Annotated in this window: 12 protein-coding genes; all 12 read right to left on the bottom strand. The window is 58.5% G+C overall.

The window, feature by feature from the left end; all coding sequences use genetic code 11:
• Positions 1 to 12: 12 nt before the first annotated feature.
• A complete protein-coding gene (locus HER32_RS15585) occupies positions 13 to 783 on the bottom strand; it encodes a hypothetical protein (RefSeq protein WP_168682529.1) in 771 nt (256 codons plus the stop codon).
• Positions 780 to 1,478 carry an HAD family hydrolase gene (locus HER32_RS15580; protein ID WP_168682528.1) on the bottom strand — a complete coding sequence of 233 codons (699 nt, stop codon included), beginning with the start codon at positions 1,476 to 1,478 and terminating at the stop codon, positions 780 to 782. Before HER32_RS15580 ends, HER32_RS15585 begins: the two co-directional genes overlap by 4 nt.
• Positions 1,478 to 2,650, bottom strand: coding sequence for a glycosyltransferase family 4 protein (locus tag HER32_RS15575; protein WP_168682527.1), 1,173 nt, complete (start codon positions 2,648 to 2,650; stop codon positions 1,478 to 1,480). Before HER32_RS15575 ends, HER32_RS15580 begins: the two co-directional genes overlap by 1 nt.
• Positions 2,651 to 2,680: 30 nt before the next feature.
• Positions 2,681 to 3,922 carry a glycosyltransferase gene (locus HER32_RS15570; protein ID WP_168682526.1) on the bottom strand — a complete coding sequence of 414 codons (1,242 nt, stop codon included), beginning with the start codon at positions 3,920 to 3,922 and terminating at the stop codon, positions 2,681 to 2,683.
• A gap of 34 nt (positions 3,923 to 3,956) precedes the next feature.
• Entirely contained in the window at positions 3,957 to 5,108 is a 1,152-nt protein-coding gene (locus tag HER32_RS15565) for a glycosyltransferase family 61 protein (RefSeq protein ID WP_168682525.1), read from the bottom strand.
• A gap of 38 nt (positions 5,109 to 5,146) precedes the next feature.
• Positions 5,147 to 6,103: a glycosyltransferase gene (locus HER32_RS15560; protein WP_168682524.1), complete on the bottom strand. Its 957-nt coding sequence runs from the start codon at positions 6,101 to 6,103 to the stop codon at positions 5,147 to 5,149.
• Positions 6,103 to 6,759, bottom strand: a complete 657-nt coding sequence (locus tag HER32_RS15555; RefSeq protein ID WP_168682523.1) for an acetyltransferase — start codon at positions 6,757 to 6,759, stop codon at positions 6,103 to 6,105. Before HER32_RS15555 ends, HER32_RS15560 begins: the two co-directional genes overlap by 1 nt.
• 3 nt (positions 6,760 to 6,762) lie before the next feature.
• Positions 6,763 to 7,839, bottom strand: a complete 1,077-nt coding sequence (locus HER32_RS15550; RefSeq protein ID WP_168682522.1) for a DegT/DnrJ/EryC1/StrS family aminotransferase — start codon at positions 7,837 to 7,839, stop codon at positions 6,763 to 6,765.
• A 161-nt stretch (positions 7,840 to 8,000) separates the two neighbouring features.
• Complete coding sequence (locus HER32_RS15545) at positions 8,001 to 8,885, bottom strand: glycosyltransferase family 2 protein (protein ID WP_168682521.1); 885 nt, start codon at positions 8,883 to 8,885, stop codon at positions 8,001 to 8,003.
• Between the two features lie 131 nt (positions 8,886 to 9,016).
• Positions 9,017 to 10,423 (bottom strand): lipopolysaccharide biosynthesis protein, encoded by a 1,407-nt coding sequence (locus HER32_RS15540; protein ID WP_168682520.1) that lies wholly within the window; start codon positions 10,421 to 10,423, stop codon positions 9,017 to 9,019.
• 203 nt (positions 10,424 to 10,626) lie between these two features.
• Complete coding sequence (locus HER32_RS15535; RefSeq protein WP_168682519.1) at positions 10,627 to 11,580, bottom strand: UDP-glucuronic acid decarboxylase family protein; 954 nt, start codon at positions 11,578 to 11,580, stop codon at positions 10,627 to 10,629.
• A gap of 67 nt (positions 11,581 to 11,647) precedes the next feature.
• The gene (locus HER32_RS15530) at positions 11,648 to 12,985 is read right to left on the bottom strand and encodes a UDP-glucose dehydrogenase family protein (protein ID WP_149070107.1); all 1,338 of its coding nucleotides are present in this window, start codon (positions 12,983 to 12,985) and stop codon (positions 11,648 to 11,650) included.
• Between the last annotated feature and the right edge of the window lie 9 nt (positions 12,986 to 12,994).

Raw genomic sequence — 12,994 nt, 5'->3', positions numbered from 1 at the left:
GCACGGCAGCGGCTATTCGGCCTGGGGTGGCTCAATACCGGCCATGCGCACGGCCAGCCAGAAGGCCAGGTAGTACCCCGTAACGGCTAGCGGCACCCAGGAGTGGCCCATCAACGACAGCAGCAGGCTTACGCCACCGGCCAGCAGGTAGTAGTTTACCTTATAGGAAGGCAGCCGGCGGCTCGGCATGTTGAGCATGCCTTTGCTGTCGATGTACATGAGGGTGCGGTAGAACACGTAGTTCAGGAAGACGGGCGCCGCAAACAGCATGAGCTGCTCGGGAGTCAGGAAAATGAAAATCGGGGCGAAATAGCGCACAAACGCCAGGTTGACGAAGGTCATAACCTTCAGCTCTTTCTCCTTCAGCACGTTGTGCAAGTAGAAAAAGACAGCCAGCACGCCGTAGAACGCCAGCCACAGGGGGTTGGTCAGCACATCCAGGTACCAGCTGATGCCCACGAAGGCTGCCACGCGCACCAATACCCAAATGCCAACGGTAGCATCGGAAGGGTCGAAGTCCTTGACGCGGCGACGGGGGTTGGTTTCGGTCCGGACGCTGTACACATCGTTGCCGAGGTAGCCTATTTCGTAGATGGAGATAAAGGCCAGGTACGCCAGCACAAACTTCAGCAGCGCCTGCTGCCAGTCGAGATTCAGGCAATAGGTGAGAAACACAAACGGCACAAACCAGTCAATGATCAGGTAGTACAGATTGTACTTCAGGCCCTTAACGCGGCTGCCGTAGAAGTAGGTGTAGGGCAGCAGAAAGCGGAGAAGATTCATGCAGAATATGCCTCGATGAATTCAGGTTGTAAGTCTTGCCAGAAGCCCTTGGCCTCGGGCTTGTGCACCACCACGTAGCGGCAGGCTGCGGAAGAAACCAGTCCGTGGTCGGTGAAATTGTCGGTAGCCACAGCCAAGCGCCCCACGGGTGCATTGGGTCCCAGCAGCTCCTGCAGGGCCCGGGGCTTGTCGCCGCCCAATTCGCGCACTAGCTCACCGGTACACTGCCCCTGCACATCGTAGCCAAGCAGGGACGATACAAACTCCACTTTTAGCTCGGCCGCAATGGCCGCCACAATGGGGTCCAGGCTGGCCGACAACAAAATAACGCGGGTACCCACGCCCGCCACGCCAGCTAGTAGCGTGTGGGTGTGCGCTATTTTACGCGTGCTTAGGTACTCCTGCACAAATTGCTGGCCCAGCCGGTAGAGCTCCGCTTTGGGAATGCCACGCAGCAGGCGCAGGGCCACCGTTTTGATCGGGTCGCCGCCGCGCAGCTTTTGCAGCACGGCCAGGCCCACAAACGCCGGCGACCAGCGTTTGGTGAGCAGCGTGAGCCAGCGCTGTGCCCCACCTCTTTTCTGAGCCCGCAGAACAAACTCCAGGTAGTCGAAGGTGGTGTTGGAGTAAAACAGCGTGTCGCACACGTCGAAGACAAACACGTCTGCGTGGGGAGCCGGGGCAGTAGGTAGCATTACGACAGCAGCGTTAGGTAAACATCCCGGAGTTTCCGGTACGTATGGTCGGGGTTGAATTTCTGCCGCACAAACGTGCGCCCAGCGGCAGCAAAGCTTGCACGCTTCCCAGCGTCGGCGGCCAACTCTACAATGGCCGCTGCCATGGCCGGCACGTCACGGTTGGGCACGAGCAAGCCCGAGCGGCCGTGCTCAAACAGCTCCCGCGGCCCACCACAGTCGGAGGCGACGAGGGCGGTTCCGTAGAATAGCGCATCGAGGCAGGTTAGGGAGAAAGACTCGGTTTCCGAGAAATTCAGCAAGATGTCCGCCGACTTTATCTCCCGCTCCACATCCTTCACAAAATTCCCGAAGCGCACCACGTCCGCCAAGCCCGCCGCCTGGATACGCGCTTCCAGCGTACGCCGAAACTCGCGGTTTTTTTCCAGGCCCATATCTCCTCCATAGAATTGCAGACGCAACCGCGGATTCTGGGCGTAGGCTTGTTCAAAAGCGGCTACGGCGTGGTCCTGGCCTTTCCCTTGGATGTAGTTGGCGAGGTACAGCATCCGGATTTCCCCGGTGCCGGCCCGGCCTTCGGCCCGATCGGGCAGCGGCAGCGGATGGTTTTCGTGCTCGGGAATAGGGTCAGCTACCACCAGCACGTTGGGCGCAGGCGGGAATGCCTCGCGCACCGCTTCGGACACGCACACCACCTTGTCGGCAAAACGCGTGTCGGCGCCTATCCAGAGGTTGCGCAGCGGGCCCGGAAAGTTCTGGGGCAGCAGGCGTACGTGCGTGAGCAGCTTGGGGCCGCCCAGCCATTTAGCGCCGATGCCCGCTAGGTTGAAGAAGTCATTCAGATGCACCAACGACGCCTTGCGCCGGGCGGCCAGCTGCCGCAGCCGCCAGCTGTTGAGCAGGAGCATGGGCGCATACTGCAGCAAAGCCCCGGGACGCTTGCTGATTTCCACGAACGGCAGCTCATGTACCACGTACCCTTCCGCCGAAATGGGCCCAATGGCCGTACTCCCTACGGGCAGCACAAACTCAAACTCAAACAGCGCCGGCGACTCCGTGCGCAGGGCCCGCGCTGAGTTGAGAATAGCCTTCAGCGCCCCGGTTAAGGCCACGCAGTTGTCTACAATCAGAATGCGGTAGGGATTGGCGGGAGGTTGCGGTGAGGTAGGCATAAGCAACAAAGGTAGGCTAACCGGCCAACATTACTGCCCCCGGATTACCTGTTCCCACTTCTGGAATATCCGGTCCCGGGTGAAATCCTGCATGCGCTCCTGCGCTTTGGCCGCGTAGTGGGCCCGTTGAGCGGGGTTGGCCAGCAGCTCCAGCAGCGTGCGTACCCATACGGCCCGGGTATGGTTGCGGTAGTCGGCGCCCAGCAGGGGCATCAGCACGCCGTACTCGGCCGGCTCCGCTTCGCTGATTTTCTGGCCGTAGGGCGTGGTGGGCGCCAGCATTTCTCGGGGCCCCGTGGGGCAGTCCGTCGAGACAACGGGCAAGCCGCAGATCATGGCTTCCCCCAGCGCCATCGGGAAGCCTTCCCAGCCCGAGGGAAACACGAACATGGCCGCCCGCCGGATGTAGCGGAAGGGATTTTGCTGGTAGCCGAGGAAGTAAAGGCTGTACTCCTGGTCGAGCGGGTCGTTGTTCCAGGCTTGGTAAAAGCGCAAGCCCAGTTCGCGCGCCTGAGCTACCAACTCATTGCGCAGCTCCCCGTCGCCGAGCAGCACTAGCTTGGTGGTGGGGCGGGACTTGAGCACTTCGGCGAAAACATCGAGCAACGGAGCCTGATTTTTCTGCCGGGCTAGGCGGCCTGAGGTAATCAGCACATCGGGCTGGCTGAACAGGGGCTCGTACTGCGGGTCGATGGGCTCAGCGGCGCGGCCGAGAATTTTCTCCGGGTGGAAAAAGTTATTGATGGTGGTGATGCGCGTCGGGTCCAGCTTGTAGTGGTCAATCAGCTCCTGCCGGATGTCGCGGCTTACCGTCACAATGTGGTCGGGCTGGCGGTAGAAGAACGGCATAAACACTTTCTGCCGAAACCAGCCCACCCAGCCCTGGATTTCGCCGTCGTGCACCTTAGAGCCGTGAATGCAAAGGATGGTCCGCTCGCCGGTGCGGCTGAGCAGGTTCACGTAGTCGGCCCCTTCGAGGTGGCTGATGCATACCTGCGTATTGAGGCGCTTTTTGTGGAAACGCAGCCGCGTGCACCGCTGCACAAAGTGCTTGATCTTATCCAGCGTAGAGCCATGCCCCGGCACATCCAGGTTGACCACGGGGTTGCCGCTGGGGTAGGCATCGGCTTGGTCGAGGTTGAAGACGCACTCCGTTACTTGAAACTGCTTCGCCAGCTCTACACTGTGGTCGTGAAACACTTGTTGGGCTCCCCCGAAACCAAAGTTTGGGATAAGCAGCAGTATATTCTGGGGAGAAGAAGCAGAGGGCATAAGCAAAGCAAAAAGTAAAGCAGATTGACCGCGCCTAGCGCTGCAGCAGGGCCGTTATGCGCTGGCGCAGCTCGGCTGGATCAACGTAGAAGCCACCCGAGAATTTCTGGGTACCGGGCTGCCCAATGAGGCCGTCATAGGCGTAGCCCATTTGGGTAGCCACCAGCACATAATGGAAGGGGTAGTAGCTGGCCGGTGGATAGATTTCCAGCAAACCCATGGGCTGCTGACCGCGGAAAATCATGTTATACAGCCCCGCCCCGTGAATGCCTACCACATACCGCGAGTTGGCCATGGTCTGGATCTGCTCGGCCAGGGTCATTTCGTCGAAGTCTACCACTTCAAAGCCCAGTTCCCGGCAAACCTGCTCGGCTTCGGCCCCATTCTCAATAAAGCGCAGGCGCTTGGGGCTGCGGGTGATGAAGATGCGGCGCTCCTGCCCGGTTGTGGCCCGGTCGGCGGGGCGCACCATGTCGAGGATGCGGGCGTAATACTGGGGCGTGTGCGTGAGCGGCTTGCAGAAGTACGTTTTGCGGCTCCGGATATACTGCCCCTTCTGCTGCACTACCCACCGCCGGTTTTTCAGGTAGGGATGCTCTAGGAAGTACTGGAAAAAGGGCTTCCGCCACAGGGCATCAGCAATCAGCAGCGGCGTCTGGGGAGTAAGCAGGCCCTGCTCTTCCAGGAAGAACAGCTTGGCCAGCACGTCGTTGTAGAAGTGGTAGTAGTTTTCCTCCCCAGTGTCCCGCAGCGAAACCAGCTCCTCAAACTCTTCCAGCGGCTGGCTCCACATGCCTTTCGCCGCCAGATCGGGCTTGGGCAGGTAGGGCACCCGGCTAAAGCCCAGGGAAGGGTAGATTAGCTGGTTGTCCTGGGATAGGGCCCAGCCGTAGTGGGGCTCAATCAGGCAGGGCTGGTTGTAGACGAGCAGGTACTCATCCTGGGTCCAGTCATCATTGGAGCGAAACTGCCGCTGCAGCCGCTCGTCCAAGTGGCCGAGTACCACCGGAATCAGGCGGAAGGGATAATCGTCGCGCCGAATCCGAAAGTCAGCCTGCTGGAAGGATTTTTCCGGAAACAGCAGCTTGTCAATCGTTTTGATGCGCAGCTTATTATACTCCAGGTGTGCGCGTTTGAGCAGCACAACCGGAAATATCTGCTTAAGGATTTTCTTAACGGACGACATGTTTTTTCAGATCTACGCTTGGCCTGCTCTGAGGAGGCTTAAAACAACTGCCCGCGAATAAGCTTACCCACAAAGTTACGGGCTACCCGCACCGGGTCCGTGGCAATGGCGGCCAGCCAGCTTTTGGTCATACCTCCGTATTGGCCCTGCCGGCGCAGCGCAGTGCCGTGCTGCACCTGCAAATCACTGATGCTGCGCGTAAAGTGCGCCCGGTGCTCGGCGTCGAAATGCTGGCGAAAGGCCTCATTTTCCTGCACCTTCTTGATGATCTGGTCGGGCCGGTTCATGGTTTGGTTGTGGCTAAGGCCGGCCGAGTGCATCCGGTAGCGCGACATTACCTCGGGGAAGTAATGCACCTTGCCCGCCCGCGAAATCAGCAGATGCAGGCTGTAGTCGCCGCTGAAGACGGTGGTAAACCACTCGGGCAGCTTGGCCACCGGCTCCCGCCGAAACACCAGAGAGGCCGTAGGCATAAACCAACCGTTTTTCACCACGTCGGCATGGGTGAAGTCCCGCTCGCCCTGCTGTAGCTGAGTTTTGGTGGAGCTAAAGGAAACCGGCGGCGTGGCCCCATCTTGCCAGAATATTTCGGCGTCGTGCAGGGTCATGCTGTGCTCGGGGTGCGCCTGCAGGAAGTCTACCTGCCGCTGCAGCTTGTGCGGGTTCGTCCAGTAGTCGTCGCCCTCCAGCAAGGCTATGTAGGGCGCGGTGCAGGCTTCCAGCACTTGCTTGAGGTTGGGCATCACCCCGATGTTCTTCTCGGGCAGCAAGAGCAGAAACCGGTCGGGGTAGCGCTGCTGATACTGCAGGAGAATTTCGCGGGTGCGGTCGGTAGAGCAGTCCTCCCCTATCACCATGCGCACCGGAAAGGTGGTCTGCTGCTGAAGCACTCCTTCAATAGCTTCCGCCAGATAGGCCTCGTGGTTGTAGGTAATCATGGCCACGTCCACGCTGGGAGCGGCTACGTTCCTGGGTACAGAAGGGGAAGCAGACATCAGATAAGTAAGGCTGTAGGTAAAGGAGCAAGCTGACGAAGTGGCTGGGCAGGCACGCCGGCTACAACGGTATTATCGGGGACATCAGCGGTGACGACGGCACCGGCACCTACCAGCACATTGTAGCCGATGCGCACCCGGGGCAGGATAATAGCCCCGGCTCCTACTTGGGAGTAGCTGCCGACGCGCACGTGCCCCAATAGCTGTGCGCCGGGGGAAATTTCGCAGTAGCTGCCTACCTGCACGTTGTGGTGCAAGGAAGCGCGGGCATTGAGCAGGGTGCCTTCCCCGACGCTTACTTCATTGCTCACGAGCACCCCGTTCATGATGTTTAAGCCAGCGCCCAGCTGTACTTCATGGCGGCCGATGTGGGCTTGCGGAGCCACGGCGGAATATAGCTCAGCCCCTAGCTCCCGAAAGCGGGCAGCTACGCGCTGCCGGAGCTGGGGGCCGCCAATGCCAATAACTACGCGGGCGTCGGTGCGCAGGTGCTCAGCCGCTTCGGCCGTTGAGTGCAGCACCGGGTACTGGCCAAATAGCAGGTCCGGAGCGTCGGGCGTCACATCGTCGTAGAAGCACAGATGCTGGGCCTGTCCGGCATCTTCCAATACCTGCAATACTTCCAGCGCATGGCCTTTGGCACCAATAACCAGCATAGGCTACAGGGCCTGGTTGATAATGGAGGCTATCAGCCGCACTTGGTCAAACTCCAGATCGTAGTACAGCGGCAGGCAGAGCACCCGGGTCGATACGTCCTCGGAAACGGGTGCGGCCTGGGGCCGCACGTAGTTGAGGGTATTGAGGGATGGGTAGAAATAGCGCCGGGGCGTAATTTCCTGGGCATTCAGCGCGTCACGCACCTTCAGCAGCACTTCCTCCGAGGGCAGCAGAATGGGGTGATAGGAATAGTTGTAGGTAGTATGCGGCTGCAGCGCCGGGCGTACGCAGACAGTGCCATCCAATAAGGAATCATACAGCTCAGCCAAGGCCTTTCGCTTGGCAATTAGCTCGGGCACTTTGGGCAGCACGCACAAGCCCATGGCCGCGTGCAGCTCCGAGCTTTTGCCGTTCACCCCTACGCCCCAGAACGCCTCCGGCCCGTTGTGGCCGAAGTTGCGCATGTAGGCAATGCGGTGCGCAATGTCATCATCATTCGTGACGATGGCGCCGCCCTCGCCCGTGTGGAACAGCTTGGTGGCGTGGAAGCTGAGCGTGGATACGTCGCCGTAGTTAAGTACCGAGGTGCCTTTATACAGCGTCCCAAATGCGTGGGCTGCGTCGTAGATGACCTTGAGCTGGTGGCGCTGGGCAATGGCTTCAATGGCTTCTACATCACACGGGTTGCCGTACACGTGCGTGGCCATAATGGCCCGAGTCCGGGGAGTAATGGCAGCTTCGATTTTAGCCGGGTCCAGGCACAGCGTTTCGGGGTGGATATCCACGAAGACGGGTTCACTTCCCTCCCACACAATGCTGGACGTAGTGGCTACGTAGGAAAAAGGCGTGGTCAGGACTTCGCCTTCCTCAATCTCCAGGGCCTTCAGCGCGATTTGCAGCGCGATGGTGCCATTATTCACGAAGAAGAAGTGCTTAACGCCCAAATAGTCGCGCAGGCGCTGCTCCAGCTCAACCACCAGCGGCCCCGCATTCGTCAGATAAACCCGTTCCCAGATTCCTTCCAGGTACTTGGTGTATTCCTCTAGTGGGGGCAGATAGGTACGCGTAACGTTAATCATGAGCAAAAGCGAGAAAGTCGAAACATACAGCTACCAGGCTACCACCTGATGCTACTAAAGTTGCCCGGCAGGGTTGGGCCGGAGACCGGCAAAGATAGGGCAAAAACCCGGCGGGGGAATTGGCTAACCATCAACAGCAAGTCAGCCAATTCATTAGCTATCTAAAGCAGGTGCTTGACCGAAGCCAGGAAACGGCGGCGCCAGAGCACGGTAGGGTCGGCCTGCACGGCTTTCCAGAGGTAGTGAACGGTATCGGCACGCCGGTTTTTAGCCAAAGCCAGCACCAGGGTGATAAACGTGTAGCGGTTGGCCACAAAGTAGTTTACCTGCCCCTTGTAGCGCCGCCGAAAATCGGGGTCCTTTTGCATGAGCTTTCCAAACAGCTCGTCGCGGGCAATTACGGCATCGGGGGCAATGGTGTTGAGGCTGCGGCCGTCGTGCTCACGCAGGCAGAACGTTTTGGCGCTGATGCTGTGGAATGTGTACTTGCTGGCCAGGCGCAGCCACAGCTCCCAGTCCTCAGCCGAAGCCAGCTTGCGGTCTTCCTCGAAAGGGTTGGCCAAGGCAATATCCCGCCGCACGAACACTGTGTTGCAGGCCAGGAAATTGTCGTGAATCAGCTCGTCGTTCGTGCTCTTGGAGAAGTCAATGACCTCGTGCACCTGCCGGCCCGCGCCGTCGAGTACCTCGTAGCCAGTGTGCAGCACTTCCACCGTCCCATTTTTGTCGATGTACTCCTTCACCACGCGCAGGTGGTTGGGGTACATCTCGTCGTCGGAGTCGAAGAAATTGACGTACTGCCCACGGGCCTGTTTGGTGCCATAGTTGCGGGCGGCACCCCGCTCCCCGTTTTCCTTGTAGAAATACCGGATGCGGGGGTCGTTGAACGATTTGGCTACCTCGGCTAGGTTGTCCCGGCTGCCGTCGTCGACGAGCACGAGCTCAAAGTCCTGAAATTCCTGCCGCAGAATGGCCCGGATGGTGTCGGGCACAATGGTGGCCCGGTTGTAACAGGGTACAACGACTGAGAAGAAAGGATCCTGCATACGACGTAAAGGAAATCAGAAGCATTCGTGCCTCCGTGGGCGCAGCGTGTACGAGACACTGCGCTGCAAAGATGAAACTATCCGGGTTTTTAGCCTAACTCCACAGGCGGACCGGGTGTTGGCTGAACTGCTTACTTCGGCAAGGGAAAAACCAGTTCCAGAGCCAGGCGCAACAACGTCAATACCACGAACACGGCCAGCAGTACGCCCCAGCTGCGCAGCAATACTTTGGTGGCTTTCACCTTGAACAGGCGGAAAACCATCAGAATATTCGCCAGGAAAGCCAGCACGCTGGAGATGCTGAAGCACATAACAAACAGCTTGCTATCGTTTAGTAGCACGCCCGGGATAAAGGAAATAACCATCAGGCCCAGGTTGATAATGTGCGAAAGCAGGGTGTAGTTCTGCTTGTTGAGCACGGTATACAAGCTGGCCAGAAAAAAGGAAATCATGTAGAAGATATAGTAATACCCCATGTAGCCGGCGAATACCCCCGCCAGCTGCCACTGCTTTCCTAAGAAGATGGTGAAGATGTACTCCCCGAATACGCTGATAATCCCGAAAGGCACCACCCCGATATAGAAGACCTTGGTGTACATATTGCTCACCAGGTCGCGCAGCCGCTCCGGATTTTCGTGGTGAAGCTCCGTGGCCCGCTGCAGAAACACCGGCCCCATGGAGTAGGCAATCAGCTGAATAGGAATATTGAGCAGGGAGTTGGCAAACGAAAACTGCCCTACGGCGGCTACCCCATAAAACCGGGAAAGCAGGAATACCGGCGCCTGCGACGTGAGCACGGAAATCCAGGTACCGGGCATGGCATACAGCGGGTAGCCGCGGTACTCGTGCGCAATCTGGCGCAGCTCGCCCACGTTCCAGTGCCGAAGCAGCTCGCCCAGTTGGCTGCGGATAGATTGCCCCACAGCCAGCACGGCGCTGGTGGTTTTCAGCACCAAATCCCCGAGGATAAGGCCGGGCGTATTTCCCCCGATCAGCAGGCCGTAGCCTAAGCCCACCAGGCGCGAAGACAACGAAGTGGCAATCTGCACCCCGCCGTTGCGCCGGAACTCCTTTTCGCGCAGGTTCCAGTTGTTCCAGATGTTGCTCAGCCCACCCAGGAATACGGCCACCGGAATCAGGTACATGTAGCCCGCCAAGTCGCTGGCGTTAAAGAAGGCCAGGATCTGGTGCCCGAAAAGCAAAAACACGCCCATCGTCAGCACCGAAATACCCACGCACAAGCCCAGAGCCAGCCGAGCCAGGTTCATGAACGACTCTTTGGTGCGGGGCAGCACGAAGGCATTCGTGTAGTTCAACGACGCAAAGACTATGAGATTAACCGCAATGGAGTTGAACAGCGAAAACCGGCCATACGCTTCCGGGGTGTAAATCCGGGAAAAGATGGGCGTGAATAGAAAGGTAATGACGAAGGCCAGCGCATTGCTGGAAAACGCCACGGCCAGATTCTGCGTGAAGGACCCTTTGCTCCGCAGCCCGGCCAGAATACCGCGGGCTTGGGTTAGCACTTTTTCTTTCATGGGTAAGGAGGTCGAATCAACAGCCGCAGGAAGCCGGCTCAGAAAGTATAAACTGACGAGTGTTGCACGGGAGGTAACCAAGAGCACTCAGTACAGCCCATTTGCCCTAGTCTTGGCCGCGCGCAGGCAGGCGGCATGCATGCCACCATAAAAATGCCTTGGCACGGAAAGCCCCGGTGCGGACTGGCACCGGGGCTTTTCACTTAGTGTACGTGCTCTTTGAAGTATTCCAGCGTACGTCTCAGGCCCTCGGCGCGGTCTACCTTCGGTTCCCAGCCCAGGATTTCCTTGGCTTTGGTAATGTCGGGCCGGCGCTTCATGGGGTCGTTCTCGGGGAGCGGCCGGAAGTCGGGCTTGAACTCCACGCCCGTCAGGCGGGCTATTTCCTCACCAAACTCCTTGATCGTGATTTCAGCCGGGTTGCCAATATTCACGGGCAAGTGATAATCACTCAATAGCAGGCGGTAAATGCCTTCCACGAGGTCATCCACGTAGCAGAAGGAGCGGGTTTGCGAACCATCCCCGAATACGGTGAGGGCCTCACCCCGCAGTGCTTGGCTCAGGAATGCTGGCAATACGCGGCCGTCGTCGAGGCGCATGCGCGGGCCGTAGGTGTTGAAGATGCGGATGATGCGCGTCTCCAGCCCGTGGTGGTTGTGGTAAGCCATGGTAATGGCTTCCTGGAAGCGCTTGGCCTCATCGTAGCAGCCGCGGGGGCCTACGGGGTTTACGTTGCCGTAGTACTCCTCCACTTGGGGATGCACTTCCGGGTCGCCGTATACTTCCGAGGTGCTGGCAATCAGCACGCGGGCACCCTTCACACGGGCCAGGCCCAGCAGGTTGTGCGTACCCAGGGAGCCTACCTTCAGCGTCTGAATCGGAATCTTGAGGTAGTCGATGGGTGAAGCCGGCGAGGCAAAATGCAGGATGTAGTCCAGCTTGCCGGGCACGAACACGAACTTCGACACATCGTGGTGATGAAACTCAAAGTCCTCCTTGCCGAAAAGGTGCTCGATGTTGGCCAGGTTCCCCGTTACCAGGTTGTCCATGGCAATAACGTGGTACCCTTCGGCCAGGAACCGGTCGCACAGGTGCGAGCCCAGGAAGCCGGCGCCGCCGGTAATCAGAATACGTTTCTTGTCAGAGCTATTAGCCATAAGCTGTTCGCTGTTAGTGGTGAAGTGAAAAGCGCCGCTGGCCGATTAGCTGGCCAGTAGCGGACAACTAAGCCGGTTCCTGGTGATGCGTACGAATACCGATGCAGTGGTAAGCAAAACCAGCCTGCTCCATTTCCGCCGCATCGTAGATGTTGCGGCCGTCGAATACCACCTTGCCTTTCATTAGGCGGGCTACTACGTCGAAGTTAGGCGCGCGGAATTCGGGCCATTCTGTTACTACGAGCAGCGCGTCGGCGTCGATAACGGCGTCGTACTGGTCTTTGGCGTAGGTGATGGTGTCGTGCAGGGTGTGCTTGGCTTCGGGCATGGCCACCGGGTCGTAGGCCGATACGGTGCAGCCCTCGGCCAGTAGCTTCTCAATGATGACCAGCGAAGGAGCCTCGCGCATGTCATCGGTCTTGGGCTTGAAGGATAGACCCCACAGGGCCAGCTTCTTGCCTTTCAGGTCGCCGCCGAAATGCTTCTTCACTTTGTTGAAGAGCACTTCTTTTTGGTTGTCGTTTACGCTTTCCACGGCTTTCAGCACCTGCATCTCGTAGCCATTTTCGGAGGCCGTTTTGATGAGGGCTTTCACGTCTTTCGGGAAGCAGGAGCCGCCGTAGCCAATGCCGGGGTAGATAAACTTGGTGCCGATGCGGGCGTCGGAGCCAATGCCTTTGCGCACCATGTTTACGTCGGCGCCCATGATTTCGCAGAGGTTGGCAATGTCGTTCATGAACGAAATTTTGGTGGCCAGCATGGAGTTGGCCGCGTATTTCGTCATCTCCGCCGAGGGGATGTCCATGAAGATGATGGGGTGCCCGTTGAGCAGGAAGGGCTTGTAGAGCTTGCGCATCACGTCTTCGGCCCGCTCCGAGGAAATACCCACCACAATGCGGTCCGGCTTCAGGAAGTCGTCGATAGCGGCACCTTCTTTCAGGAACTCTGGGTTGGAAGCTACGTCGAAGTCAATCTGAACGCCCCGCTTCTCGAGGGCTTTTTCGATTTCGTTGCGCACTTTGGCAGCCGTGCCTACGGGAACGGTACTCTTGGTCACAATCACGCCGTAGCTGTTCATGTTCTCCCCGATTTCCCGGGCTACGGCCAGCACGTACTTCAGGTCAGCGGAGCCATCCTCGCCGGGAGGCGTGCCCACTGCAATGAAGGCCACATCACAATCTTTGATAGCCTCGCCGAGTTTCGTGGAGAAGTGCAGGCGGCCCGCCTCGGTGTTGCGGGTTACCATTTCTTCTAGGCCAGGCTCATAAATCGGCAAAATACCTTTGTGCAGGTTGTCGATTTTCTTCTGGTCGATATCGATACAGGTAACGTCGATGCCTACTTCGGCAAAGCACGTTCCGGTAACCAACCCTACATACCCGGTACCTACTACTGCTATTTTCATACTGGCTTG

This window comes from Hymenobacter sp. BT18, from assembly GCF_012273015.1.
GTDB lineage: Bacteria > Bacteroidota > Bacteroidia > Cytophagales > Hymenobacteraceae > Hymenobacter > Hymenobacter lutimineralis.
The sequence above is the reverse complement of the archived record's forward strand: the minus strand, read 5'-3'. Positions and strand labels throughout refer to the sequence as shown.

Excerpts from the sequence above, each read along its gene's own strand:
- HER32_RS15550 (WP_168682522.1), bottom strand. The coding sequence starts at position 7,839 with ATGATTAACGTTACGCGTACCTATCTGCCCCCACTAGAGGAATACACC.
- HER32_RS15540 (WP_168682520.1), bottom strand. The coding sequence starts at position 10,423 with ATGAAAGAAAAAGTGCTAACCCAAGCCCGCGGTATTCTGGCCGGGCTG.
- HER32_RS15565 (WP_168682525.1), bottom strand. The coding sequence starts at position 5,108 with ATGTCGTCCGTTAAGAAAATCCTTAAGCAGATATTTCCGGTTGTGCTG.
- HER32_RS15545 (WP_168682521.1), bottom strand. The coding sequence starts at position 8,885 with ATGCAGGATCCTTTCTTCTCAGTCGTTGTACCCTGTTACAACCGGGCC.
- HER32_RS15555 (WP_168682523.1), bottom strand. The coding sequence starts at position 6,759 with ATGCTGGTTATTGGTGCCAAAGGCCATGCGCTGGAAGTATTGCAGGTA.
- HER32_RS15570 (WP_168682526.1), bottom strand. The coding sequence starts at position 3,922 with ATGCCCTCTGCTTCTTCTCCCCAGAATATACTGCTGCTTATCCCAAAC.
- HER32_RS15585 (WP_168682529.1), bottom strand. The coding sequence starts at position 783 with ATGAATCTTCTCCGCTTTCTGCTGCCCTACACCTACTTCTACGGCAGC.
- HER32_RS15530 (WP_149070107.1), bottom strand. The coding sequence starts at position 12,985 with ATGAAAATAGCAGTAGTAGGTACCGGGTATGTAGGGTTGGTTACCGGA.
- HER32_RS15560 (WP_168682524.1), bottom strand. The coding sequence starts at position 6,103 with ATGTCTGCTTCCCCTTCTGTACCCAGGAACGTAGCCGCTCCCAGCGTG.
- HER32_RS15575 (WP_168682527.1), bottom strand. The coding sequence starts at position 2,650 with ATGCCTACCTCACCGCAACCTCCCGCCAATCCCTACCGCATTCTGATT.
- HER32_RS15580 (WP_168682528.1), bottom strand. The coding sequence starts at position 1,478 with ATGCTACCTACTGCCCCGGCTCCCCACGCAGACGTGTTTGTCTTCGAC.
- HER32_RS15535 (WP_168682519.1), bottom strand. The coding sequence starts at position 11,580 with ATGGCTAATAGCTCTGACAAGAAACGTATTCTGATTACCGGCGGCGCC.